17 protein-coding genes are annotated in these 24,525 nt (G+C 44.2%); 7 read left to right on the top strand and 10 right to left on the bottom strand.

Going from position 1 to position 24,525, the window contains the following annotated elements:
- Positions 1–43: 43 nt before the first annotated feature.
- Together pheT and AAEY80_RS07535 are read left to right on the top strand one after the other, a co-directional pair.
- On the top strand, positions 44–2,455 hold the full coding sequence (pheT, locus tag AAEY80_RS07530) for a phenylalanine--tRNA ligase subunit beta (RefSeq protein ID WP_350588141.1): 2,412 nt from the start codon (positions 44–46) through the stop codon (positions 2,453–2,455).
- A gap of 516 nt (positions 2,456–2,971) precedes the next feature.
- On the top strand, positions 2,972–3,271 hold the full coding sequence (locus AAEY80_RS07535) for an integration host factor subunit alpha (RefSeq protein WP_010197859.1): 300 nt from the start codon (positions 2,972–2,974) through the stop codon (positions 3,269–3,271).
- 187 nt (positions 3,272–3,458) lie between these two features.
- Here the strand turns inward: AAEY80_RS07535 and AAEY80_RS07540 are convergent, their stop codons facing one another.
- On the bottom strand, positions 3,459–3,815 hold the full coding sequence (locus AAEY80_RS07540) for a hypothetical protein (RefSeq protein WP_025651523.1): 357 nt from the start codon (positions 3,813–3,815) through the stop codon (positions 3,459–3,461).
- Positions 3,816–4,353: 538 nt separating this feature from the next.
- Between AAEY80_RS07540 and ypfJ the strand changes: the two genes are divergently transcribed.
- Positions 4,354–5,238 (top strand): KPN_02809 family neutral zinc metallopeptidase, encoded by an 885-nt coding sequence (gene ypfJ / locus AAEY80_RS07545; RefSeq protein ID WP_173240031.1) that lies wholly within the window; start codon positions 4,354–4,356, stop codon positions 5,236–5,238.
- A 128-nt stretch (positions 5,239–5,366) separates the two neighbouring features.
- Here the strand turns inward: ypfJ and AAEY80_RS07550 are convergent, their stop codons facing one another.
- The 3 genes from AAEY80_RS07550 to trxA all read right to left on the bottom strand — a co-directional run bounded on the left by AAEY80_RS07550 (position 5,367) and on the right by trxA (position 8,022).
- On the bottom strand, positions 5,367–5,603 hold the full coding sequence (locus AAEY80_RS07550; RefSeq protein ID WP_025651525.1) for a YMGG-like glycine zipper-containing protein: 237 nt from the start codon (positions 5,601–5,603) through the stop codon (positions 5,367–5,369).
- 298 nt (positions 5,604–5,901) lie between these two features.
- Positions 5,902–7,170 (bottom strand): transcription termination factor Rho, encoded by a 1,269-nt coding sequence (gene rho, locus AAEY80_RS07555; protein ID WP_055125334.1) that lies wholly within the window; start codon positions 7,168–7,170, stop codon positions 5,902–5,904.
- A 525-nt stretch (positions 7,171–7,695) separates the two neighbouring features.
- Entirely contained in the window at positions 7,696–8,022 is a 327-nt protein-coding gene (gene trxA, locus AAEY80_RS07560; RefSeq protein ID WP_057761928.1) for a thioredoxin, read from the bottom strand.
- Positions 8,023–8,501: 479 nt separating this feature from the next.
- Here trxA and AAEY80_RS07565 point away from each other — a divergent pair, with 479 nt between their 5' ends.
- A complete protein-coding gene (locus AAEY80_RS07565) occupies positions 8,502–9,215 on the top strand; it encodes an RluA family pseudouridine synthase (protein ID WP_201578124.1) in 714 nt (237 codons plus the stop codon).
- Between the two features lie 355 nt (positions 9,216–9,570).
- Positions 9,571–11,154, top strand: coding sequence for a flavin-containing monooxygenase (locus AAEY80_RS07570; protein ID WP_101210943.1), 1,584 nt, complete (start codon positions 9,571–9,573; stop codon positions 11,152–11,154).
- A gap of 60 nt (positions 11,155–11,214) precedes the next feature.
- On the opposite strand, the gene AAEY80_RS07575 is transcribed toward AAEY80_RS07570, so the two are convergent.
- The 3 genes from AAEY80_RS07575 to AAEY80_RS07585 all read right to left on the bottom strand — a co-directional run bounded on the left by AAEY80_RS07575 (position 11,215) and on the right by AAEY80_RS07585 (position 15,818).
- Positions 11,215–12,156 carry a D-2-hydroxyacid dehydrogenase gene (locus AAEY80_RS07575; RefSeq protein ID WP_101210944.1) on the bottom strand — a complete coding sequence of 314 codons (942 nt, stop codon included), beginning with the start codon at positions 12,154–12,156 and terminating at the stop codon, positions 11,215–11,217.
- Between the two features lie 309 nt (positions 12,157–12,465).
- Positions 12,466–13,422 (bottom strand): response regulator, encoded by a 957-nt coding sequence (locus tag AAEY80_RS07580; RefSeq protein ID WP_025651532.1) that lies wholly within the window; start codon positions 13,420–13,422, stop codon positions 12,466–12,468.
- Positions 13,423–13,505: 83 nt separating this feature from the next.
- The gene (locus tag AAEY80_RS07585; protein WP_025651533.1) at positions 13,506–15,818 is read right to left on the bottom strand and encodes a sensor histidine kinase; all 2,313 of its coding nucleotides are present in this window, start codon (positions 15,816–15,818) and stop codon (positions 13,506–13,508) included.
- Between the two features lie 978 nt (positions 15,819–16,796).
- Between AAEY80_RS07585 and rapA the strand changes: the two genes are divergently transcribed.
- Positions 16,797–19,685 carry an RNA polymerase-associated protein RapA gene (rapA, locus tag AAEY80_RS07590; RefSeq protein WP_201617419.1) on the top strand — a complete coding sequence of 963 codons (2,889 nt, stop codon included), beginning with the start codon at positions 16,797–16,799 and terminating at the stop codon, positions 19,683–19,685.
- Between the two features lie 390 nt (positions 19,686–20,075).
- A complete protein-coding gene (locus AAEY80_RS07595; RefSeq protein WP_025651536.1) occupies positions 20,076–20,978 on the top strand; it encodes an acyl-CoA thioesterase in 903 nt (300 codons plus the stop codon).
- Between the two features lie 85 nt (positions 20,979–21,063).
- Here AAEY80_RS07595 and mutY read toward each other — a convergent pair whose 3' ends face one another.
- The 3 genes from mutY to ylqF all read right to left on the bottom strand — a co-directional run bounded on the left by mutY (position 21,064) and on the right by ylqF (position 24,289).
- Complete coding sequence (gene mutY / locus AAEY80_RS07600) at positions 21,064–22,302, bottom strand: A/G-specific adenine glycosylase (RefSeq protein ID WP_350588142.1); 1,239 nt, start codon at positions 22,300–22,302, stop codon at positions 21,064–21,066.
- A 67-nt stretch (positions 22,303–22,369) separates the two neighbouring features.
- On the bottom strand, positions 22,370–23,308 hold the full coding sequence (locus AAEY80_RS07605) for a GIY-YIG nuclease family protein (RefSeq protein WP_037025955.1): 939 nt from the start codon (positions 23,306–23,308) through the stop codon (positions 22,370–22,372).
- Positions 23,309–23,332: 24 nt separating this feature from the next.
- Complete coding sequence (gene ylqF, locus AAEY80_RS07610) at positions 23,333–24,289, bottom strand: ribosome biogenesis GTPase YlqF (RefSeq protein WP_025651538.1); 957 nt, start codon at positions 24,287–24,289, stop codon at positions 23,333–23,335.
- Positions 24,290–24,525 lie beyond the last annotated feature (236 nt).

A 24,525-nucleotide genomic window follows, 5' to 3' on the forward strand; every position in this document is an offset into this window, starting at 1 on the left:
TTAATCCAAAATCTTTATTATAAAATTCTGATCCGAGATATTTATGAAAATTAGCGAACAGTGGCTACGTCAGTGGGTAAATCCAAACAATAGCAGTGAGCAATTGGCTGAACAACTTACCATGGCAGGGCTTGAGATTGACGATCGCTTTGCGGTTGCCCGTGCCTTTAGTGGTGTGGTCGTCGGTGAAGTCATCAGCGTCGAGCAACATCCAGATGCTGATAAACTGCGCGTTACGCAGGTGAATATTGGTGCCGCTGAGCTGTTACAAATCGTTTGCGGTGCGCCTAATGTCTACGTCGGTATGAAAGCACCTGTTGCGACCGTTGGGGCAGTGCTCCCAAGCGATGATAAGAAAGGCTTTAAAATTAAAAATGGCAACCTGCGTGGTGTCGACTCTAACGGTATGCTTTGCGGTGGCTCTGAAATTGATTTGGTGGACGATATCGATGGCCTGCTTGAGCTACCAGCTGATGCACCAGTCGGTATGGATATCCGTGAATACTTAGGCTTAGACAATCAAATCTTAGATATCTCTATCACCCCAAACCGTGGCGACTGCTTCAGCGTACGCGGTATTGCGCGCGAGATATCGGTTATCAACGATTTACCGATGCAGCAGCCTAAAATTCCTGCCAACGTGGCAGTTACTGATAACGTTTCTACTACTACGCCAGCTGTCACAGTTAGTGCAGTTGAAGCGTGCCCGCGCTATTTACTACAATCAATCAGTAATATTGATCGTAGCATCGACACCCCAAGATGGATGCAAGATGCGTTGGTTCAGTCTGGACTACGCTCGCATAACTTCTTGGTTGACGTGACCAACTATGTATTGATGGAATTGGGTCAGCCGCTACACGCGTTTGATGCTGATACCATTGAAGGCGATATCGTGGTACGTTTGGCACAGCCTAGCGAGACCCTCACTTTATTAAATGAGCAAACCATTATCTTAACCGGCGATGAATTGGTCATTGCCGATGATAAAGGTGCATTGGCACTTGCTGGTATCATGGGCGGTCAACGTAGTAGTGTCACTGACAGTACCACCAATATTATTGTAGAAAGCGCTTTCTTTAGTCAGCTTGCTATTGCCGCTCGTGCACGCCGTTTTGGTCTGCATACCGATGCCTCACAACGCTTTGAGCGTGGTGTCGATTTTGAATTGCCAGAGCTTGCTTTGGCACGCGCTGTTGATTTGATTACCAGTGTCACTGGTGGTCAAGCTGGGCAAATAGTAAAAGTGGAAAGCAGAGAGCACTTGCCAGCACGTACGCCGATTACTTTGCCAATCACTAAAGTCCGTGAGGTCATCGGTATTGAGATTGAGCCAGCCGTGATGGTGCGTATTTTGACTCAATTAGGCTTTGAGGTAGATCAGCAAGTCGATAGGCTGATTTGCACGCCGCCATCGTATCGCTTTGATATGAGTATTAAGGAAGACTTAATCGAAGAGATTGCCCGTATTTACGGTTATGACAATATTCCGAGTGTGTTGCCGCATTTGCAAGTCAGCATGGATTATGACGATACTGCGGATTTAACGCATGAAATGAAGCTGGCCTTGGTCAATAATGGCTATATGGAAGCCATTAGCTTTAGTTTTAGTGATGCAAAAATAGAAGCCTTGCTCGATGATAAAGCGCTTGGAGAAGTGTTGGCACTGGCCAATCCTATCTCTAGCGACTTGGCGGTGATGCGCCGTACTTTGCTATCAAGCTTATTGCCTTGTGTACAATATAACCTTAATCGGCAACAGCCGCGCGTGCGTTTCTTTGAAACGGGTCTTAGCTTTGTCGGTCAAAGTATTGGCGAATTGGTACAAACGCCAAGTATTGCATTGGTCGCAGTGGGTGACATTTGGGACGAGCAAGCGTATCAAAACCGTGCGTTAGACTTTTATGACCTCAAACACGACATCGAACAATTGCTACCAGCGCAAATCGATAGCGCCCGCATCCGCTATGAGCGTAGTGCGCTTGCTTTCTTGCATCCGGGTCAAAGCGCAAAACTCTATATCGATAATGAGTATGTCGGCTGGTTGGGTCAATTGCATCCTAACACCGCTAAGCAGTTAGATTTGCCAGCTACGTGGGTGGCTCAATTATCACTTGCGCCGCTACTAACACTTGCTCGTGAACAAGATGCGATTACCACGCCAAGTAAATTCCCACAAGTACGTCGTGATATTGCCATTTTAGTAGATAGCGATATTAGCTTGCAGACCTTAGAGTCGACGATACGCACGGCAGCAGGTGAGCTATTGACTGACCTATGGTTGTTTGACGTCTATCAAGGCGACAATGTACCAACTGGGCAGCGTTCATTGGCTTTTGCTTTGGTATGGCAGGATAGGTTACAGACCTTGTCTGATGAAGCAGTCAAAACCGCGACTGACAAAGTGGTACGAGCTTTAACTGAGCAACATGCTGCGAAGTTGCGTGACAGCTAGCATTTAGCATTAATAGTAGAGCATGCTCTGTAGCCTTTATAATTGTGAGGCTATAGGGCATTGCTATTTATAGCGTTTTTTATCTTATCGATAGATTTTATTTGTAAAAAAAGTTAAGTGGTTATTAATAAAGGATTTTAATGCAGACTTTATTAAAAAGACGGTAAAAAACCTTTATAATGACTAGGGTCTGTTGAACACTCAAATATTAGGACTGCTGATCGCTAAAGTCGCATCAAACTAGGCGTAAACCGACGATAATGTCGAGACCTTAGCTAGGTTTACAACAACGTTTGGGGTGATTTTAGCATCAGCCTTTCAGGGCAGAATTATTTTTTGCCAATATCTGGCGAAATTGTCTAACCTAGAATAACTAGGCATCCAAAATTTCACTGCGTATTGTCTAAAAAATAGCTGCTGCCAGTGTCATATTTGAATATTCAACAGACCCTAAGATTAACCTGATACCGCTAATCCATGATATTCGACATCACGACATAGCATAGGAGTCGTACTGTGAGCACCTTAACCAAATCTGACATGATTGAGCATTTGATGAGTCATCTGAACCTGACACGCCAAGAAGGCCGCTGTTTGGTAGAGAATTTTTTTGATGAATTGTCAGAGAGTTTGATTGATGGCAACGAGGTCAAGCTTTCAGGCTTTGGTAACTTCGAGCTTAAAGATAAAAGCAGCCGTCCAGGACGTAACCCTAAGACAGGGGAGCCCGTGGCAGTATCAGCACGTCGTGTGGTCACCTTTAAAACAGGGCAAAAATTTCGTCAACAGGTTGATGAGCGCCTATTTGATGAGTAGTAAATAGCAGCTACTGAGTCTGAGTCCTACCTAACGCTTGTCATTGCGAGATCTTATAATATCGCGATGTTGTTAAAACTGACATGAGTGCTCTATAGTTGTAAATATACTAAATAGCAGACATAAAAAAAGAGAGCATAGGCTCTCTTTTTTTTACTACAGTATGTTTACCGTCGAGACGATAAAATTACTGAGCTGGCTCTTCAACAACAACTTCGTCAGATGCTGCAACAGCAGTATCAGTTTCGCTAGCTACGTCTACGCTAGTAGTAGTACCGTCTACAGGAACTTCAGCGTCCATTTCGTCAGTAGCAGTTGCAGCTTGTGCATCAGCGATGTCAGCTTCAGCACCGGCAACAGCAGCTTCAGCATCAGCAGTAACTTCGCCTTCAGCAGCAGCTTCGTTTAGCTCTTCAGAAGCATCTTGCACTTCTTCTTGCGCGTCAGATAAATCTTCAGCAGCGTTTTCTTTGTTGCTATCACAGGCAGTAAGGCCCATAGTTGCAGTCATGATACCAGCTAGAGCAAGTAATTTAAGTTTCATATGGTTTTCTCCGGAAAAATGAAATGAGCAGTAGCAGCGACAAAGGTTGAATGTCCGAGATGTCTCAGAATTCAACTAGTCTTAGTCACAGCTACTCAGCTTCCACGCATTCTATATGTTTTCTTTTCAAATGAAAAGACCTTGTACAATTGAGTAACAATAAAATTGTAAAAAGTATTTTACATAGCTCATCTAATATAATTTTTAATACAACAACCTCAATGAATCTACGTATAATTAACCAAAACCAAGCTGTTTTTAGACCCAATAAACGTCCATTATTGTTTAATATTTTCTTTTAAATATATATGCTTAGACGGATTACCTTAAATAGTACAGGCATAAAATTAATGTCTTATTAAGGCTAGGTAAATATTGTTAAGGATAGGTAAGTATTGCAAAAAGAAATGATACAAATAGGACCAAGCTTTAGATAACTAACAAGCATGGTTGTAGCAAAAGCGATTCAAAAATTATATAACATGAATAACTATCCATACGAATAGCAGGATGTATCGTATGTTTCTGGAGTAAGATTATGAAATGGCAAGGCAGACGAGGCAGCTCCAACGTACGTACGAGTAGCGGCGGTGGCAAGATGATCGGTGGTGGTATTGGCGGTATTATTATCGCGGGTATTTTGTGGTTAGTGTTTGGGGTCAACCCCATGACAGCCTTACAGACGGGTCAAGTAGTGGCCGGTGGTAGTAATACCTCGACTGAGCCGGCGACCAGTGATGACCGTGATACACAGTTTGTGAAAGTCGTGCTCGCTGATACAGAAGAAGTGTGGCATCAAATATTTAATGAGGGCGGTAGTACTTATCAGGAACCGTCGTTAATTCTTTTTAATGGACAAGTCAGTTCAGCCTGTGGCAGTGCCACGGCAGCGACAGGACCTTTTTATTGTCCAGGTGACCAGACGGTTTATTTAGATACGTCTTTTTTCGTAGAGATGCGTCAAAATCTAGGCATCGCAGGTGATCAGCAAGACTCTGGTGGTCAAGATAATGAAGGTAAGGCAGGTGACTTTGCCCAAGCCTATGTGATTTCACATGAAGTCGGCCACCATGTACAGACACTATTGGGTATTACTCAGCAGGTCAGTGAAGCCAGTCGTCAAGTCACGCGTGCAGAAGCCAATAAGCTCTCCGTGTTACAAGAACTACAAGCTGATTGCTTCGCAGGGGTATGGGCGCAGCGTAACCAAGCGCGTGTCCAGTTCTTAGAAGCAGGCGATATAGATGAAGCCATCAATGCTGCCAGCCAAATCGGTGATGATCGTCTGGCACGTGCTAGCGGTGGAGCGGTAGTTCCTGATAACTTTACTCATGGTACCAGTCAACAGCGCGTTCAATGGTTCACTCGTGGTCTAGAGAGTGGCAGTGTGCAGACTTGTGATACCTTTAGTGGCGCATTGTGAGATAGTAGCGCGTTGTAAGAATATTCTTAAAGTCATCAATGATCTATTAGACACAAAAAAGCCTGCAATGATTTGCAGGCTTTTTATTCTTACCGCTATCGCTTAATAGCTTCGATATTTATAACCAATTATTTGGTTTGGTCATAGATGTAACCACCAGCACCACCAAGTGCTGCACCAGCTAGTGCGCCACGTGCGATATCTTTGCTATCGCCTTTGCTTCTGATAAGGGCACCAGCAGCAGCGCCAGCAGTCGCACCTTTTACAGTGTTGCTTGCATTGCCGTATGGACCTGAGTTACAACCAGTCATGATTAGTGCTGAGCTAGTAATAGCTGTCATTGCAAATGTTTTAGCAAATTTCATAATGTCACCTGTTAAGTTGTTAAATTAAAAATACAATATACACGATATTTTTGAATACGTTTTACTACTTTTCATAGTAGTCGTTTAATACCTTTCTAGTCGTGGTAAAAACGCTAACCTTTGCAAATAGAGTGTAAAATATGTTGCTTCACTGTATCGATGGTAGTGCTTTTGATGAGGTTTATTGTATTTGATTCGATAATACGCTAACTGTTTTCATCTCTATTACTTATGTGAGTCAGAAAAAAGACCGCTTATAAGCAAGCGGTCTTTTTGTATAATAGCAACGATAAGACGATTAGTTTTGAGATTTACGTTTCATTTGCTCAAAGAACTCGTCATTGGTTTTCGCTTCTTTTAAGCGATCCAATAAAAATTCAGTGGCTTGTACACCATCCATCGGCTGCAGCAATTTGCGTAAAATCCAAACCTTACGTAGTTTGTCTTCGTCTAGCAAACGCTCTTCGCGGCGTGTACCAGATTTTTTGATATTAATCGCAGGGAAGACACGTTTTTCAGCCAAGTCACGCTCAAGCGTGATCTCTTGGTTACCCGTTCCCTTAAACTCTTCAAAAATAACGCTATCCATCTTACTTCCAGTATCAATCAATGCACTGGCAATAATGGTCAAACTACCACCTTCTTCAACGTTACGCGCAGCACCAAAGAAACGTTTTGGACGTTCTAGGGCATTGGCATCCAGACCACCCGTCAACACTTTGCCTGACGATGGGATAACCGTATTATAAGCACGTGCTAGACGCGTAATTGAATCAAGTAAAATCACCACGTCTTGCTTGTGTTCAACCAAACGCTTGGCCTTTTCGATGACCATTTCAGCAACTTGTACGTGACGCTGTGGAGGCTCATCAAAGGTAGAGGCGACCACTTCACCGCGTACCGTACGTACCATCTCGGTCACTTCTTCTGGACGCTCATCAATCAATAGTACGATCAAATAGCATTCAGGATTATTACGAGTGATTGATTGCGCGATGGTCTGTAGCAACATCGTTTTACCCGCTTTTGGCGGTGCGACGATGATAGAACGCTGACCTTTACCAATCGGTGCGATCAAGTCGATGATACGACCAGTCAAATCTTCAGTGGTTCCGTTACCAAGCTCAAGTTTTAAATGCTCAGTTGGGAATAGGGGTGTCAGGTTCTCAAAGATAAGCTTATGACGTGAGCGATCTGGCGTATCAAAGTTGATTTCGCCAACTTTTAATAGCGCAAAATAACGTTCAGAATCTTTGGGCGGGCGAATGGTGCCAGCGATACTGTCACCCGTTTTTAGGCTAAAGCGACGGATTTGACTTGGGCTGACATAGATATCATCAGGGCCTGCCAAATAAGAGCCTTCGGAGGAGCGCAAAAAGCCAAAACCATCAGGGAGAACCTCAAGCACACCATCACCGTAGATGGCTTCACCGTTACGAGCATGGGTTTTTAGGATAGCAAAGATAATGTCTTGTTTACGGCTACGAGCCATATTATCAAGACCCATTTCTTTGGCGATAGCCAATAGCTCAGCGATTGATTTTTTCTTTAATTCAGTAAGATTCATAGATAGGTCATTAGCAATTGATCAGATGAGAGATGCCATTAGCAGCACAAGTCACGACAGTGATTAAAATAACGGTAATATGATGATATGGGTGTGTGCACAGCGCTGTAGTTTATGTAGTTTTGGTTTTATATGTCTGCTTATGTACGCATTGCCATCATCGGAGGCAAGGTAATAAGAAATAAGGATAAAAAAGGCTACATAAGAGTCTGCGTCAAAAACTCAATATCAGTAATTGCGTTTAGTCATTTTGTTCAGCAATGGTGTTTATAATGACGATTGTGTTTTTGTTGATAAACACGAGGAGAATAGCGACAAGATACTTAGGAAAACAGTTGGTTTTCTCTTGTCAGCAGACTATACGGTCTTCACAATAGCGTTGTCAATAAATTTTGCCAAAAAAGTCACATTATCGAGTTTTTTGCACAAAAAACAAGCAAAAAAGCCACTATCTTAGTCAGATAATGGCTTTCTCAGTTATTCTATTTTACCCGCTCAAGATAGTCTGAAGCGAGAAAATTCAACTTATAAATGCTTGTCTAGTACTTTAGCCAATTCAGCTTTTGGCTGTAGGCCCATTACTGAATCAACTTTTTCGCCATCTTTGAATACAAATAGCGTTGGGATGTTACGAATACCAAAACGGCTAGCCGCTTGTGGGTTGTTGTCTACGTCTACTTTGACGATTTTAACTTTACCTTGGTACTCAGTCGCTAGATCTTCTAAAATAGGGGCGATGGCTTTACAAGGACCACACCATGGAGCCCAGAAGTCTACTAGTACAGGTACGTCTGATTGTAGAACGTCTTGATCAAAGTCTGTATCGGTAGTATGTACAATAAGGTCTGACATAATTTTATCTCTCTTGTTTTATTACTTCTATCACCACTCATCGACCTATATATCGGTTTAATAATAAATCAGTTGGTGGTCAAAGAATTGTTTAGAAGGGGTGAAAATGTGCCATTATATTAACATGTTTGGCAACGATTGGCAGACGCCAGCTGGTTAAATTGCTTAACAATTACTATTAGCACAATAAATCGAAACATAACTAAACAGGTTATGTTCTATCTGTCACTTGCATCCTCTGTTGTCATTTTAGTTTTGCACTCACACCTGACCTTGGCTTTGTGCGCTAAGATTGTTTTTATGCTCAGTTTCAGTTTCAACGTTAGCTAAAAGACTTAGTGTCAGTATTCAGTTTGTATACTTCAGTGTAGATAATTCAATTCAGATGCTATTGTCAGCTTGGCTTTTTGATACACGCTAGTCCCCAACTTTAAATCCAATAATATAATTTAAGTCCAATAATATAAGTAGCTTTTTTTATGCCTTTTACTGACGACAAAATCCTGACCCTTAACGCCCAAGAAAAGGACTATCCGCTTGAATTTTTTCAAGAATTTGCGCAAGCCGTTACCGTCTATGAAGATGATGACATCTGGGTGGTCGATAAGCCAGCAGGACTATTGAGTGTCGATGGTAAAACCCTAAAGGTGAGTTTGCTCGCGCGGCTTGAACGTGCCAATCCGGCGGTTAAATTGATTCATCGATTGGATATGGATACCTCAGGGCTGCTCATTTTTGCAAAAAATGCCGAGGCACAAACCAATATCAGTAAGCAATTTATTGAACGGTTACCACAAAAGAAGTACCAAGCACGGGTTTTTGGCGCGTGGGAAAGCGTAGGGGCAACGGGTAAAATCTCAGTGCCAGTGCGCTATGAGCCAAGCACCAAACCGCGCCATATCGTCGACCACGACTGGTCAAAGCACGCGCTCACTTTGTATGAAGTACTGGCGCATGAAGACTGCAATGGTCAGACGGTCACGCGCGTGATGCTAAAGCCAGTCACCGGTCGTAGCCATCAGTTACGTGTCCATATGGTACACGTCGGTCACGTCATGATTGGCGATCCCATTTATGCTGAAGGGGAGGCCCTAACGATTGCACCGCGGCTCAACCTGCATGCACAGCAATTGCGCCTCAAACATCCTACGCTTGGCGCGTGGATGGATTGGGAAAGCCCCAGCCCTTTTTAAAAGCTCTGTTATTAGGATCTATTGAGCATTCAAATGCTAGGACTGCTGATCGCAAAAATCACACTAAACTAGGCGTAAACCGATGATAATGTCGAGACCTTAGCTAGGTTTACAACAACGTTTGGAGTGATTTTAGCATCAGCCCCAAGTACAGAAGCAGGGGCAGGACTATTTTTTGCCAATACATGGCGAAATTGTCTAACCTAGAATGACTAGGCATCAAAAATTTCACTGCGTATTGTCTAAAAAATAGCCACTGCCAGTGCCACATTTGAATGTTCAACAGACCCTAAATTAATAATGTAAAAGTCATCATGCAAATTAAAACCCGTCATGTAAAAACAAGGAACGTATTATGCTTGATATGACTGCAACCAAACAAGCCATTAGCCAGCGCTTTAAACGCAAAAAATCACCAGCAACGCCGCCAGTAGATTGTGATGTTCTCATCATTGGTGCAGGGATTGCTGGCATCGGCATGGCCTGCCATTTACAACAACGCAAGCCAAAGAAGCAACCACGTATGGACCCAAAAACGCCGCCATTTATCGTGTTAGAAAAACGCTCAGATTTAGGCGGCACGTGGGATTTATTCACTTATCCTGGTATTCGCTCAGATTCTGACGCTTTGACCTTTGGCTATAGCTTTAGACCGTGGTTGGATCATCGCATGCTGGCAGCGGGTGAGGATATTAAGCGCTATATCGCTGATACGGCATGCGAATTTGGCGTGTCGGAACATATTCGCTATCAGCATGAAGTCCTGCAATTGTCGTGGTCCAGTCGCGATCAACGGTGGTCAGCCACGATTAAAAATCATGCAAGCGGCGAGATGTCTACCTTGAGTGCCAACTTCGTCGTCGGTGCCACGGGCTATTACGACTACGAGCAAGGCTATCAACCGTATTTTGAAAAGGAAGAAGATTTCCAAGGTCGTATTGTCCATCCGCAGCATTGGCAGAATGTCGATTATGATGATAAAAAAGTGGTCATTATCGGTAGCGGCGCTACAGCAATGACCTTGCTGCCTGCGATGGTCAATAAAGACGATGGTCAATGCGTGCGCCATGTCACGATGCTGCAACGTTCGCCGACTTATGTGGCAAGCGTACCCGGTGATGATTATGCGCTTGACTGGCTGTCTGCTAAATTTTCGCCTTTATCAAAACAGCAAGCTTATACGCTGCTGCGGACGCGTAACGTCTTAAGACAGCAAGGTGTTTATCAATTTGCTACCCACGCACCGAAAGTGTTAAAAGCGCTGTTAACCCATGGCGTAAAAAAAGAGCTAAAGGGTAGTGGCGTGAAGGTTGATCATTTTGTACCGGCTTACAATCCGTGGGATGAGCGACTATGTGCGGTGCCAGATGGTGATTTATTTAATGCCTTGCATAGCAAACGAGCCGCGGTAGTCACTGATCAAATCAGCCACTTCACCAAAACGGGTATCATGCTTGAGTCAGGCAAACATCTCGATGCTGACATTATTGTCACCGCAACCGGATTGAAGTTGCAAATGCTCGGCGGTGCAGCCTTATATATCGATGGTCAGCCTGTCGATGTGGGCGCACGCATGACGTATAAAGCAGTCTTAGTTGAGGGTGTGCCGAATATGGCCGTGTTGTTCGGTTATATTAACGCCTCGTGGACGCTAAAGATCGACTTGGGCTGTCAGTATGTCGTACGGCTACTTGAGCATATGCAGAGCCATCGCTATCAGGTCGCTGTGCCAAAAGCTGAGACCAAGCACGAAAAAGTGCAGGTTCAGCCTGATACGGTGATGGGTGCACTATCGGCGGGCTATGTGCAGCGGGCGCAAGATGAGCTGCCCAAGCAAGGTGATCGTTATCCTTGGCACGTGACCAACAACTATGTCAGCGACCGCATCATGCTCAAGTACCGTAAAATAAAAGACGACTGGTTACGTTTTAGCCGTTAAGTGCGTTAGCGCCCATTCTTAACGGCAGTTCTTTGTTCACGATCTTTTATTGGTTGCCATTTAGTGCTTATTGATAAAATCAGCAACTTGTTTACTTAGCATTTCCCATAGGGTCTCTTGCGCGCTTTTGCTGCCCCAAGCGTTATGCGGGCTAAAGATGACGCGGGGATGATCACTAATGCTGAGTAGTGGATCCTCGTCGGTGATAGGTTCTTGCTCAAACACGTCGCTAGCATAACCGATGATTTGCTCGCTATTAATGGCATCGGTCAGCGCTTGGCTATCGACAACGCCGCCACGAGCAACGTTGACGATAAGTGGTTGCTTAGCCATTTTTGCCAGAGTATCTGCATTAATAAGGTGCTGGGTTTGCTCGTTTAATGGACAATGTAAGCTCAGCACATCAGACTGCGCCAGTACCTCTTCAAACGCCGTATAATCCTCATTACGCGGCGTACGGTCTTGATGTTCTGCCCACAATACGCTCATACCAAAGGCACGGGCAATCTCGGTGACGCGCTTACCGATAGTACCGACGCCGATAATTCCCAGCGTTTTATCTTCCAAATCTATCAGTGGAATATCCAGTAGGCAGAAATTACCGTTACCTTGCCAAGTACCATCGACCACTTTTTGATGATAGTGAATGCTGGCGCGCATGGCAGTTAGCATCAGCATAAAGGTATGCTCGGGCACGCTTTTGACCGCGTAACCGGCAACGTTATACAGCGCAATATTGTGCTTAGTACAAGCGTCTTGATCGACATTATTCATACCTGTCGCTGTCAGCTGGATAAGTTTAAGCTTGGGTAGTTTAGCAATGACGTCAGCATTGATTTGGACTTTATTGGTGATGATAATATCAGCGTCTTTGCAGCGCGCCAAAATAACGTCATTGTCTTTTGGCGTATCATCATAAGTCACATAATCACTGATGCCTGTCGGTGCTGGCAAGTCGACGCCATCAGAAAACGTACCTTTATCTAAAAAAACGGCTTGCATGGTTATTCCTTATTTATTATTGTCGTATAGATGGTCATCGGCTTAATGTATGGTCAGTGAAAAGTAATATCGAAACATCACGCACCGCTGATATCCATTTTTCTTGCTTGCTGTACCTGCGCAGACAGAGTCTACGAAAAATTGATATCAGCAATACCGCAGCGCTTTTAGGATATTTTGACTATAGCACGTTGCAGTCTTTAGTCAAAAAACCCCGTCAAAAAGCGTCCAGCAAAAAACCTCTATTTTATTGAAATAGAGGTTTTATTTTTTGAGACAGTCGTTTTTGTGCTTACGTCGCTTTTACGCTTATAAAGAGAAACGCTTACGCAATTTACCTATTAGACTACGTACGCGACTGCTTAAATCAATACGCACATCGTTTTCAGGGTCGTGCTCGACTTCATAGCGCTTAACCAATTCAGGACTGGCTTTCAGTTTTGTATGATGCTGGAACGCACGGTTGACGCTAATCTCAAGGAGGCTAGCGCGCATTGGTTTTGGTAAGCAGCGATAGACCTGACCTTTATTAATCAAATCAATCAACAAGCCTGCATCTTGGAATTCAGTTTGTACTAAAACCACCAAGTGCGGCGCATCTTGTTTCAAGGTAAAGATAATCGGCGCGATGTTCTCGCCGCTGACATTGATGTCGGTAATACAAACACCGATATCTTCATTCGCCAAATAATCATAAGCTTCTTCTAAGCCTTTAGCATGCAGGACTCTATAGCTGTTCGAAAACTGCTTACGTATTTGCTCAATCAGATCGTTGGTTTCATCGATGACCAATAGCGTTTGTTTGTTGCCTGAGCTGTCGAATTGTTCAGCGTCTTCGTCTGGATTATAGGTCAAAGCTATTTCGGTGGCGCGACCGACGACGGCAAGCAGCTCTTCAGATTTACAAGGTTTGGTCAAATAACGATAAATCTCTCCATCGTTAATAGAGCCGATAATCGCGTTCAAATCAGCATAACCGGTCAATAAGATACGCATGGTAGACGGCGATACTTCTTTGACTTCGCGCAAGATATCGACACCAACGCGCTCAGGCATACGCTGGTCACTGACCGCCACGTGTACGTGGTTGTTTTTGATATAGTCGATATATTCAGTCGGGTCAGTGGTGATAAAAACGTCATGCGTTTTACGAAACAGCAGTTTCATCGAACGTAAAATGCGTTGTTCGTCGTCAATAAATGCCAGTTTTGGCTTTGGTTCAGACCCTAACTCCGTGCTAGGGGTTTCCATTTCAAATTCATTCATGATGGTATCCTTATGATGAATAATAGTGCTATAGCTTTATATAATCATTAAAATATCAATTATAATAAGACAGAACCTAGCGTTTACGCTGCTAGGCTTTGTTCCGTTAAGTCATTATCAATCGGTAGCGTTAAGGTAAAGGTGGTGCCAACGCCTTCGGTCGAGACCGCTTGAATGTCGCCATTATGCTGCTCCATAATCTGCTGACTGATGGCCATACCAAGTCCAGTACCTTCGCCTGCGCCCTTAGTGGTAAAGAACGGCTCAAAGATTTGATTGAGAATCTCTGTGCTCATACCTTTGCCGTTGTCGCTGACATCGATATAGACATTGCTGTCATCAGAGCGCGTCCGCACTTCGATTTTGCCATCCGGTTTTTCTCCCATAGCTTGCGCAGCGTTATTCAATAGGTTGACCAAGACTTGGTTAATCTGTGACGGCGAGCATTTAATCTCAGGCGTTGGGGCAAAGTCTGTGACAATTTCTTGATGTCTGATAGAGTTGCCAGCGATTTTCAATGACGCTTCGATACACTCGCGTACATCGATGGTTTTCACTTTTGACTCATCAAGGCGGGCAAAATTACGTAGGTTTAACACCATTTCAGTGATTTGCTCAACGCCAAAGAGTGAATCTTTAATCAGCTCTTTTAGCTCAGACGACAAGTCATCTTCTTGGATTTCATCGGAAGCACGGACGATATCTGCCAATAGCTTATCAATTTTGCCATCAGCAGCGGCATCCGTTTTAACGGCTTTTAACCCTTGTACCAGTTCAATCAGCTCTTCGTATTGCTCAGTCAACTGACCGATAATTTCAAGGTTGTTTTGCACATAAGATAATGGCGTATTTACTTCATGAGCAACACCCGCAACCATTTGACCTAACGTCGCCATTTTTTCTGAACGAATCAATTGCAGCTGAGAGTTTTTCAGCTCTTTTAGCGTATCTTGCAGCTCAGCGGTACGTTCTTCGACTTTAATCTCTAGCTGCTGATTGATATTGGCAAGCTTACCTTCGTTAGATTGGATACGGCCTAATAGGTCATTAATAGAGCCGTTTACCAGTCCAATCTCGTTGCGACCTTCAGCGAATTTAACCTCGCTTAGCTTATTATATTGCTTATTGTTAATCAGGTTTTCCGCTTTAGAGATTTTATCGGTGGTTTCTTTCAACGGTTTGAATGCCAAGAATGTCAGCATAAAGTAAATCACACCCGCTGTGATTAATAGCGCCAAGGCAATCCAGTTAATCAAGTTTTCACTGAGATTATCGGCGATAGCGTTAATTTCAGCATCAGGCTGGACAACGATAAGCTTCCAATAGGTCTCAGGAATCTCAAACACGTACGCTTGACTGCCGTTGTAGAAGTTGTCTTTAGTCAGCTCAAAGCTCTGCAATAAGCGACTATCCATAGCGTTTTGCTTGTTTTCGCTATTATTGAGATAAGCGGCATAATTGACCAAATAATAACCTTTGGAATCACCCGTTTCTGCTTTATCAATCGTATTCAATACTTGCTGTACTTGCGGCGATACGCTAGCAGCAACTTGCTCAATAGTCTCGTTACGTTGGACATCTAAGAAATCAAGCACCGGTTGCCAAGCAGGGTCTGAGTTGATAACTTGCTTAATATCAAGTGGCGTGCCTGTCTTTTCATCAATATAGCTCAAGCGTTCAGGGTTAGAAGAAGCGATAACCTTGTCACTGTTATCCAAGAGTAGAATGTAACCTGAACCTGAGCTTTCACTTAACTGAACGATGTTTTCTTGTAGCTGGTTTAGGGTAAAGTTGACCGTACTGGCACCCCAAAACTGATTGTCACGCTCGATTGCCACACCGCAGCTCATCGCCAGCTCGCCTTTGGTTTGGCTCGCGCGTACATGGTTCCAGATACAGCTCTCGGGTTTGAGCAGCTTTAAGACGCTAAACCAATCTTCCTGATAATAAGGATTGGCTGGATTTGGGTCGCTCAACACCGCTTGATAATCGCCGTTTTGACGTACCATCAGGAACGGGTGGGTAGCAGTATTTGCCCCAAGCGCACCGTTATCAGGCCAAATACCACCACTGCCTAACAAACTATAATCACGCTTATCAAAGGCATTGGCGGTACTGGCTTGTAAAATCGCCTCTTCTGTTGGCAAGGTTTGTGCGCTTTGTTGCAGCAGCAACGCACTACGCATCACCCGATTGATATCAGCAGAGATACTATTGACTGCCGTATTACCACGTTCAGCCACCAGTTTTGCAGATTCAAGGCGGATTTTCTCATAGCCTTCTTTATCAACAACATAAACGACGACGGCGAGTACGATTGCAAAAGCAATAAATAGAATAGTAGTCACTTGGGTACTGACTTGATTAAAAAAGCCAACTTTTTTGGAGGCACTCATGGTGGTGATGGTCGTTGGATAATGGTGACCACAAAAAAAACTGCCAATACAATTTAGGGTCTGATGAACATTCAAATGTGGTACTGGCAGCGTCTATTTTTTAGACAATACGCAGTGAAATTTTTGACGCCTAGTCATTCTAGGTTAGACAATTTCGCTATGTATTGGCAAAAAATAGCCCTGCCCTAAAAGGCTGATACTAAAATCACCCCAAACGTTGTTGTAAACCTAGCTAAGGTCTCGACATTATCGTCGGTTTACGCTTAATTTGGTGCGATTTTAGCAATCAGCAGTCCTAACATTTGAATGTTCAACAGACCCTAATGATCGCAATCAATCAGGTGGTTATGTGTAATTTTGATTAAAATGGTCTATGTATAACGGCAAAACACCTAAAAGTATAAAAGTTATGGCGGTATAACTTAATCGACTGATTAAATTTAATTGCCATAACTTTAAGGACTATAATTTTAAAGACTATAATTTTAAAGACTATAAAAAGCCACGCTGTGCTTAAGAACACCGTAAAGCAGTTAATGACGAATAATGAGTATTTAAAGGGTATATTTAGAGGAGCGTTTGGACAGTTCAGATAATTCAGGTAAGAAAAAAGAAATGTTCTATTGCATTTGTTAACAATACAGAAGCAATTTTATAATGACAATATTTTTTCTTTACTTGCGAGTCGTTATCTTCTTGTTTTATATGACTAACTTATGCTTGGCATTGCGGTAATCTTGCACGAATCTGCTCTTGAAAACTCAACTAAACGCACTCATCTAGCCGCTAACGTTATATAATGGTCGGCTTTATCTTGCGACCTAGCTAATAAACTGATGCTGCCGGTATGGCCGGTGACCTATCAGACTATTGATGAGTGATATCTGATGAATGATATCGCGCTAGTGACAACCCTAGCGACTCTCATTGTGAGCTATCTATTTTTTCCTATTATCTGAGTACAAAAGACATCGCCTTATGACTATCTCTATTGCTTCATTGCACAGTACTGAATTCGCCGTTGGTCAACGTTATTTATCTGATACGGAGTCTGAGCTTGGCTTGGGGGTGGTCATCGATGTTGATGACCGCTGTGTGCATATTTTATTCCCGCAAAGTGAAGAGACGCGCGTCTACGCCAAAAATTCTGCGCCATTATCACGCGTGGTGTTCAAGGTCGGCGACAGCATTTATGACCAAGATGGCAAGTGCTACATGGTCAATGCCGTTGATGAGGTCATGGGTGTACTCAAATATGGTGTCGATGAGCATGAGCGCGGCATTATGGAAACCCGCCTTGCTGCCAATATTACCTTGGCTAAGCCGCTTGAGCGTCTACTTGCTGGTCGTATTGAGCGCGGCGATTGGTATGAGCTGCGCCAAGATATCCTGCGTATGCAATCGGCGCTGGCCGGTCATCCACTCAAAGGTTTGATGGGCGCGCGCGTCGATATTATTGAACATCAGCTTTATATCGCTCACGAAGTTGGCAAACGTATCGCCCCGCGTGTGCTGCTCGCTGACGAAGTGGGTCTGGGTAAAACCATCGAAGCGGGTCTGATTATTCATCAACAGCTGCTAACGGGTAAAGCTGAGCGTGTGCTTATCCTCGTACCAGACAGTTTGCAATATCAGTGGATGATTGAGCTGCGTCGTCGCTTTAACTTAAACTTTGCTTTATTTGATTTGGTACGTACGGCAGCCATTAAAGAACACGATCCTGAACAAAACGTCTTCGCCACCGAGCAATGTATCATTGCGGGTATGGATCTATTGCTCGATCATCCTGACTTATATGACCAAGCGATGGAAGCTGGTTTTGATTTATTGGTGGTCGATGAGGCGCATCATCTGCATTGGGATGAGGCACAAGGCGGCAATGATAAATATGACTTGATTGCTGACTTTGCCGAAGAGACGCCAGGGGTGATGCTATTAACGGCAACGCCTGAGCAGCTTGGCGCGCAAAGTCACTTTGCTCGATTGCGTTTGCTCGATCCAGATCGCTTTGATGATTTGGATGAGTTTATCGATGGTCAAGAAGCCTTTGCTGAAACGGCTGCTGTCGCTGCTGTGTTAATCGAAGACAAGCCTTTGAGCGACAGTCAAATTGCCGCGTTAAGCAGCTTGCTAGACATCAGCCTTGATGAGTTGGCAACGATTAATGATGACGAAAAACTGCGCACACATGCCCTTAACGAGCTACTAGATCGTCACGGTACGGGTCGTATTTTATTCCGTAATACTCGTGAGAGTGTCAAAGGGTTTTATGGTCGTAGCAGTCAGCCGTATCCACTGGCATTGCCTGAGGCGTGGATAGACAGCTATCAAACCAATGGTAAATTGCGCGAGCAGCTATGGGGCGAAGAAAACCAACCTGACGGCGGCTGGCTAGAAGACGACCCACGTGTGCCTTGGTTGATTGATATTTTGCGCGGTGAGCTTAAGCATAAAAAAGTGCTATTGATTGCCCGTAGTGGCGCGACCGTTGAAAGCTTGGAGGCGGTATTACGTCTGCATGCAGGCATTAAGACGGCTATCTTTACTGAGCAGATGACATTGCTTGAGCGTGACCAAGCAGCCGCATTCTTCGCAGACAGTGAAGGTGCACAGATATTATTGTGCTCGGAGATTGGCTCAGAAGGTCGTAATTTCCAGTTTGCCAGCCAGCTGATACTATGGGATTTACCCGCCAATCCAGATACCTTGGAGCAGCGTATCGGTCGCCTAGATCGTATCGGACAAACCCAACAGATTATGCTGCATGTGCCTTACGTACAAGGGACGGCGCAAGAGCGACTGTATCAGTGGTATCACGATGCGCTCAATATGTTTAATCAGATTTCACCGACCGCACAGAGCGTGCAAGAGCAGTATATTCAAGACCTAAAGCCGATGCTTGAAGGCGCGGATACCGATGCTAATCGTACGACCTTGCAAGATATTATCGAAGAAGCACAACAGACGCGATTGGGGCTGGAAGCACAGCTACAAGCGGGTCGTGATCGCCTATTAGAATACAACTCGTGCCGTCCCCGTGTGGCTGGTCGTATCGCTGATGCCATGCGTGATTTTGATGGGCATAATCTATTGCCACAGTTTATCGAGCGTTTCTTTGCTTCTGCCAATATTGACCATAATATCCAACGCGATGGCTCGTGGGTGATTGCCCCTATTGATAGCACTGAGATTAGTGATTATATCGATGGCTTGCCACTTGGCGATGAAGACGGCATGACCTTGACCTTTGACCGTGAGCAAGCGCTACAGCATGAAGATATCGAATTTATCACTCATGAGCATCCATTGATGCGCGCGATTTATGAGCTAGCAAGTACCAGTACCTTTGGTAATACTACGGTGGCGATGTTAAAAAGTGCTGCCGTACCACAAGGCATGGTGTTGCTCGAAGTGAATTTTCGCGTTGAAGCCATTGCGCCAAGATTGCTCAATTTGCCAGCGACTTTAACCACACAAAATATCCGTGTGTTTATCAGTGAGCAGGGCAGTGATTTATCCGCGCGTATCAGCGCCGATATGATTATGCCGCATATTGAGCGTTTGGATAAAAACCGTGCGCGCCAAGTGATTAAAGTGCGCGGCGATGTGATTGAGCAGCGTTATTATGAAGCAGAAGACATTGCCCGTCAGCAGCTTGCAGAGATTGGTGAGCAAGCGAGTGCCCGCTTTAGCCAGCAGTGGTCACGTGAAATCAAACGCCTAAAGCACCTGCAAACCATCAATCCTAACGTCCGTCCTGCAGAGATTGAGCGTCTTGAGCAGCTAAAAGCCCAAGGCGAGCAAGCCTTGAGTAATTTATCGCTAGTGCCAGACTCTATCCGCGTGCTAGTGGCAGTAAAACCATAAGTTAAAATTCTGATAAAAAAACGAGGTGCTTAATCGTCTCGTTTTTTTATGATTGATTCATGACAATGGATTTCGCCTATCTTATCTGTTATCCCAATACATGAGACAGAGACTGGCTAGTAAGTGGCTATTATCTAGCCAAAGCCCACAATTTTGGGTAAGATGTTGGCCTTCTTGCCGAATAATGAATGTTTAGTCATCGTGCTACTACAACTGTATTTTTTGTTCTAGAATCTCCCTTGTGTCTTTCTAACAAGTGATTTCAAATTATTTTACATTCAACCGCAAAGGATCTTTCGCGATATCATATCGATATCGTTGAGTGCGTGTTTTTAGAGGCTCGTTTTTAGATGCTTAGCGTTTTTGATAAAAATAAGGAAACATATCGTCATGTCCGATTATTCGCAACTGATTGATGAGCTGCTGGCTACTGTAGCGCTTATTGAAGTTACCCCCGATGTCTTTGAGGGTAAGAGCCATGACTATGTTGGCAGTCGTATTTTTGGTGGGCAAGTGCTGGCGCAAGCGATCATGGCAGCGGCTCATACACTCGATCAAGAAAAGCCTTGTCACTCACTGCATGGCTATTTTTTGCGTGGTGGTGACATCAATCAGCCGGTGATTTATCAAGTGCGTCGCCTACGTGACGGTCGCAGTCTGTCTGCGCGCGAAGTAACGGCGATTCAATATAAAGAAGTACGTGGCAAAGCGCCGATCGAGCAAGTGATATTTTCGATGATTGCCTCGTTTTCGCCGATGGAAGAAGGCTTGGAGTATCAAGAAGATATGCCAGTCTATCCGCCGCCTGAAGATTTGCTCGCCGAGCAGGATTTAAAAGAAGAGTATGTCGGAAAAGTCCCAGACGCGCTAAAAGCCCGTTTTATGCGCCGTCGTCATGTTGAGATTAAGCCGGTCAAACCGCGTGACCCGATTCATCCAGAGCCGATGAAGCCTAAACAGGCGAACTGGTTGCGCATTCGTGAGCTTGGCAAGCAGCCTATTGCTATTCAGCAAGCACTGTTGGCATTCTCTTCTGATTTTTATCTGGTTGGTACAGGGCTGATGTCACACGGCGTTAGCTTTATGACCAGCGGCTTACAAGCGGCCAGTATTGATCATTCGATGCATTTTCATCGCAATTTTGATTTGAATAATTGGCTATTGTATGACATGTGGAGTGATACTACGTCTAATGCCAAGGGCTTAAACCATGGGCAGTTTTGGCAAGATGGTCGATTGGTAGCAACGGTACAACAAGAAGGCTTGATGCGTTTGCGTGTGCCAAAGTCTTAATCTTCTAGTATTTCTTAAATAAAAAAAGCGACTCATGATTCATTGTGAGTCGCTTTTTTTATGAATTTTATTTAAGTGAATTCACTTATTGTTCTAAAATCTTAACCATCGCTCGTGGCAACCCAAGGGTTGCCTGAGCATCATTAGCATTTAACCAATGAATATTAATCTCTGCCGCTTGTAAGGCTTCGGTCATTTCGGCAGTTTGCTTAGCGTTTAAAGTGACTGATTGCGGTGTTAAATACCAATGAAAATGGGTCAGCGAATGCTTAATAGGGGCATCGTCTAATAAAGTTTTACTGACTGTTTTTGCAACTATTTTATTGTTATTCAGCCACTCGTTAATAATCTGCTCAGCAGTGGTAAATTCTGTTTCATATACTTTTTCATTGCTAGCAACTTTTAACGGTTTATCATCGCTCGCTTCTGAATTTTTAGCAGTTGTTTTGCCACTTATTTTACCGTCAATTTTTTCAACAAACTGCAAAGGCAAACTCCATAGTCCGCCCCAAATACCGTTATCGGGGCGCTGTAACCACAGTATTTTGCCATCCGTATTTTTAATTAATAGCGCATTGCTATACTTACTGGGTTTAGGCTGCTTTTTTGCTTTGACTGGATAATCGGTTTCGCGACCTTGCGCATGGGCAATACAATCATCTTGCAGCGGACACAAAAGACAAGCAGGCTTGCTACGAGTACATAAGGTTGCGCCCATATCCATCATCGCTTGCGCAAATAACCCTGAGTTTTCCCTAGGGGTTAAACGTTCTGCCAATGCCCACAGCTCTTTAGTGGTGGCAGATTTAGTTATATCGCCATCAATTGCTGCCCAGCGTGTCAGGACGCGTTTGACATTACCGTCACAGATGACGCCATAACGATGTAGCCCCATCGCCATAATCGCCCCAGCAGTCGACGGGCCAACGCCAGATATCGCTTCCCAACCGGCTAAGGTTTGCGGAAAATCGCCCGTCTCATCAATAACTTCAACCAATTGCTTCGCACCTTTATGCAAATTACGCGCGCGGGCATAATAACCCATACCTGCCCAATGCTCAGCGATGGTGTCCCAATCTGCGGCTGCTAAATCTTGCACCGTCGGAAACGACTCCATAAAACGGGCAAAGTAGGGCAGTACAGTGGTCACTTGTGTTTGCTGAAGCATGACTTCGGATAGCCAAACAATATAAGGGTTTGGCGTATCGGTTTGATGCTGTTGCCAAGGTAAATCGTGGCGACCATTTTCGGCAAACCAGTCGAGTAGGCGTGGGGCGAAGGCGTTTAGGGAAGAGGTGATGTGGTTAAAATTAGTGGTTATCATAGGCGATGGGCGAGCAATTCAAAAAGTATGAGAGTTATATGAGGGTCGCATGTGGGGATTAAAGGCGTTATCGATAGATGCTGTCTAAAGTTTGACCTGCGGCATTTTTCCATTCAATCCAGCCGTTAGTCGAACGACCTGACACTAAAGAACTGGCTCCACTGGGTGTTTTAAATAAATGATTTTCAGTGAGCTTATAGCTTGTATCATTTACCGCTATGAGTTTGCCACTACTGAGTAGACTCTCTTTTAATTTAGCCACAAATGGTGGAGCTGATGACGTTTGTGTTTGTCGTATTAAAGAGCCTGCTAATACTACAAAGCCATCGTCATCATAATAGCCTTGTGCATCGCCATCTTTTACCTTGTAATAAAACAGGACTGGGATAGGTTTCGTTGGAGATATTTCAGCTGTTTTTTTAACTTTAACATCAGTGGGTGTGGTCAGTTTATGTGCATCAGTCTCGTTGCTATAAAGGCTATCGTGAATAGCTAAAGATTCAAAAATAGGTTGACCCAAGGTTGATAGTAAAACATCAAGGGTGTGAAACAACTCTTCGCAGTCAGCTTTTAATGGGTCGGGTGTATGCGGCTTATTACCACTATTACCATTTTTTAGCTCATAGCGCCCCACGTCAAGGGCAGTGGCAATTGCTTTATGCTCCATATACAGCGCATGGGTTTGGGTCATGGAATTATTGGTTGAAAGCATGACAAAAGCCCGCGTCCAAAAGTCTTTTTTATGATGTTGATTGAGACGAGTTTTCAAATCGCCAGTTTGCCCGATATAAAGTAATGGCTTATCTATACTGTCGGTGTCACCAATCAAAAAATATAAGCCAACTTGATTGGCATCTGGCATCGCAAAAAAATCATCAATATGAATGCGTGGAATCTCAATCAAACGCACCGTACGCGTGGTCATCTCTGCCAAGCGCAATCCGCGAGGATTACCTTTTGGCAGATAAATCTGAATGGTTTTAGCAGAGGGTATTAACGGATTCATAGTAGCCAATATTCTTTATGCAATTTATTTACGATTCTTCCGCGTTTTTAATCGACGTAAGCGCTTTTCTTCTTCTTTAGCAATTCTTTTCTCTTCAGCAGCCAGACGTTGCTCAGCGACGACGACTTCTTCAGCTTCCGTCATGGCTGGTGTCTCAAGCGTAATACGCCCAAGCTTACCACTACGCAGCTCATTAATCAGAATCTCAGACATACGGTAAGTATCGACTTTATTACCCGAACGTACACAGCCGCGATTACGTCCCGCAACTTCAAAAAACTCCCAATCTGTCTTAGGTAACTCTTCAATTTTATAGCGAGTTTTTAGCAGCTCAGGATAGGCATGCATCAAGTACTCAGCGGTGTAACTGGCCACATCAGCGAAGTCAAAAGCGGTATCACGAATACCGCCGGTCGCCGCCAAGCGATAGCCAGAGTTTTCATTTTCGACCTTTGGCCATAGCATACCGGGGGTATCATAGAGCATGATGTCATCGTCAAGCTTAATCAGCTGCTGCGACTTAGTGACCGCTGGCTCGTCGCCGGTTCTTGCCACGGCGCGTCCAGCTAAGGTATTAATCAACGTTGATTTACCAACGTTTGGAATACCCATAATCATGGCTTTTATTTGGCGACCGGTGCCGACTTTATTGGGTACAAGTTGTTTACAGATGGCGATAATACGCTTTACATCATTGGCTTTTTCAGTATCACAAGCAATGGCTTTGACACCGCTTTGCTGCTCAAGATAGTCCATCCATGCTTGGGTCAATTCAGGGTCAGCAAGGTCGGCTTTGTTCAGGATTTTGATGACTGGTTTTTCGCCGCGTAATGCTGCGACCATGGGATTTTCACTGCTATAAGGAATACGCGCGTCAATCACTTCAATGACGACATCCATCTGCGGCATGATTTCTTTGATTTCATTGCGGGCCTTATTCATATGCCCAGGGAACCACTGAATACTTACTCTCTTATCCATCTGCTTTACTAACCTTTTATAAAAAATGCTCAAAGTAAGACGATCGTCATTTACTTTTTATGGCGTTCAGTTTACTACAGAACCACAGTGCTCACGCCACAATTTCGCCCAACCAGATGTGCGGCTACTCTTGTGCCTGATTGACGCTTTCCTCGCGGGCAGGCGGCAACGGTGCCAAATAACCAATTAATAATATTAAACTGCCTGCGCCAAGGAAGGAAATCACTCGCCAAATT

This window comes from Psychrobacter sp. 78a-MNA-CIBAN-0178 (assembly GCF_040309625.1).
Lineage (GTDB): Bacteria > Pseudomonadota > Gammaproteobacteria > Pseudomonadales > Moraxellaceae > Psychrobacter > Psychrobacter okhotskensis.